The sequence below is a fragment of the Thermoactinomyces sp. DSM 45891 genome, from assembly GCF_900119485.1.
GTDB lineage: Bacteria > Bacillota > Bacilli > Thermoactinomycetales > Thermoactinomycetaceae > Baia.
This window is the reverse complement of record NZ_FPJZ01000044.1, coordinates 1-2,315: the sequence shown is the minus strand read 5'-3', so window position 1 is coordinate 2,315 and position 2,315 is coordinate 1. Positions and strand designations below refer to the sequence as shown.

The window sequence follows — 2,315 nt, the reverse complement described above, 5'->3', positions numbered from 1 at the left end:
ACTCTGGGACTTGCAGATTTAAGTGATCCAAACGAGGAAAAAGGAGTCGCTTATCACGTAGGAGCCGTGGCAGGTGATATCGTCTCCATGTTAGTAGGTGTATCTGCCACAGTAGGTGGAGGCGGCGGAGTCGTCGTAGCCTGTGGAACGACCGCATGTGCCGCAGCCGCTCCTGGTGCCGTAGCAGCCGCTTGGGGTACAGGAGTTGCAGGTGGTGGAGCGAAGAATCTGGGGCAGGATATTTCGGATTTGATCAATATGTTTTCTAGAGGTGGAGGTTCTAAACCTATACACCAAAAATGAAAGAAATCACAGACAAGTATGGACTTGATCTCGATGCCGCTTGGAATAAAGAGGCATTGCCACACCAAGGAAGACATCATATGCTTACCATAATCATGTTTTATCTCAATTGGAAAGATTTGATAGTATTGCGAAAGGGGATAGAGATGTATTTTTGAATTTGTTTGAAGGTCTTAAAAGTGAAATCAGAACAAATCCAGATATGCTTTACAAAAATTACTGGAGAGATCGCTAAGATTTCTCCAATACTCTAACGGTGGTGAATGGTGATGAAATATTACAAAGTGTTAACAAGTGATAAAGGTAGTCAGGATGCCATTGTATGTTATTGCAGTGATAGTGGTGGATTTGAAAGTATGAGTTGAAGGAAGGGAAGTATGTTAACTTTCAAGCTGAAAAAGAAATTGTATTCAATTTCAATCCAGCTGAAGGAAAACGCTCAACTGATTATTTAGTATGTGACAAAAATTGGTTTCTTGTGTCCGAGAGAGTGAAGATGGTGTTTGATACATTGGAAGAACGTGGAGTACAATATATCCCTGTTAGAATTTACAATAAAGAGACTGAAGAAAGCAGCTTAGGAGGATACTCTGTGGCGAATGTGGTCAATGTCCTAGATGCTTTAAACTTGGAGCATTCAGATTACAGTGTATTTGAATATGGTGATAATCAGAAGCTGATTTCAGTGAAAAAATATGCTTTGAACAAACCGTGTTTGGAGAACAAGCATGTTTTTAAATTACATGGTGATGAATTTCCATTGTTTGTGTCTGAAGAGTTCAAGAAAGAAGTTGAGAAGAATAAACTGACTGGTTTTGATTTTTTAGAAGTAAAGGTGATATAAGCGTCAGTAACTTCGAATCTTGATAAGTTGTAAATGGAGTGTGTGAAGGGTGGAGCCAAATATATGTGATCTAGAGCTCTTCCTTCACACGCTTCATGAATTGAAGGAGGGGATGGTTTGAGTATATATAAGTACCTGCATGAATTTCAGGAAGATATTTTATTCTTAGATGCGATACAACAGGTAGAATATAAATACTATGACCTATGTGCAGGCTTTGCGTCAAAAGAAGATGCAGAACGTATCAAAGCAATTAATTTAGAAACGTACAAAGGAGAGTTAGAAACGTCGTTGTTGGAAGTGTTGAATTTGTCTAAGGAGAGACTGACTAGGGCTATATATTATGAATATGATCTTGATAATAATTGGGACAGCCATTTCTTCCTTTGTAGTAACTATCGCCCCCTTGCTGAACAAGATGATGATTGGGCTTGTGACTGGGAGGATGTAGTTAAAGGGCCCAATCTAAAAGAATTTGCTGAAATCTACTCTGAGAATGGATTTGATTCTTCTAGCAAGGCAATCGGAATTACATTGTACTTAACTGCTAGAACTGTATGCGCATTCGCGAGTGTTTGTTATGGAACAGACAGGAATATCCCTCTATGTATTGGATTCCATGATCAAGACCCTATAGTACGAATTAGTGCGGATTGATGATATTAGAAGATAATCGACTTAAACAAAGTTTCTATCTTGATGGCTTTCTTCCAAAACGAAGAAGCCTTTTTGATTAGAGAAAAATCGGAACAAGCAACAAATAGGGTGACAGAGTAAATCAGGGGATAGTCATGTAGAGGATTTAAATGAGATAACAAGGATGCTATAGAAAACAGCACCCTTGTTTTATTTTTTCCAACGCAGTAAAAAGGTTGGATAACATTGACTACAATGCCACATTTTGACCACGCACTACGGTGAAATAAGGTTGACTGATGTTAACCCAGGTAAAGATTGAGTGTGATATTCCGCGCTAATATTAACTTATTTACATTATAAATCACTGCAGTGATTAGATTTAGAATACAGTCAAAAGTGGAGTCAAAAAAATTTACAACAAGGTGAAGAATGTTGTCAAAAAAGTGGTCAAGCCCGCCGTCAAGAAAATTGTAAACAATGTCAAGAAAGCAACCCAATCTGCCACCAAATCGGTTTCGCAGTTTATTAA

The 2,315-nt window shown here is 38.4% G+C and carries 3 protein-coding genes; all 3 read left to right on the top strand.

From position 1 onward, the window contains the following. A partial coding sequence (locus BT147_RS15710; RefSeq protein ID WP_218159125.1) for a hypothetical protein occupies window positions 1–303 on the top strand: 303 nt, incomplete at its 5' end. A 361-nt stretch (window positions 304–664) separates the two neighbouring features. Further along, the gene (locus tag BT147_RS14910) at window positions 665–1,147 is read left to right on the top strand and encodes an imm11 family protein (protein WP_286119543.1); all 483 of its coding nucleotides are present in this window, start codon (window positions 665–667) and stop codon (window positions 1,145–1,147) included. Between the two features lie 117 nt (window positions 1,148–1,264). After that, a complete protein-coding gene (locus tag BT147_RS14905) occupies window positions 1,265–1,804 on the top strand; it encodes a hypothetical protein (RefSeq protein ID WP_072337107.1) in 540 nt (179 codons plus the stop codon). Window positions 1,805–2,315: the final 511 nt, after the last annotated feature.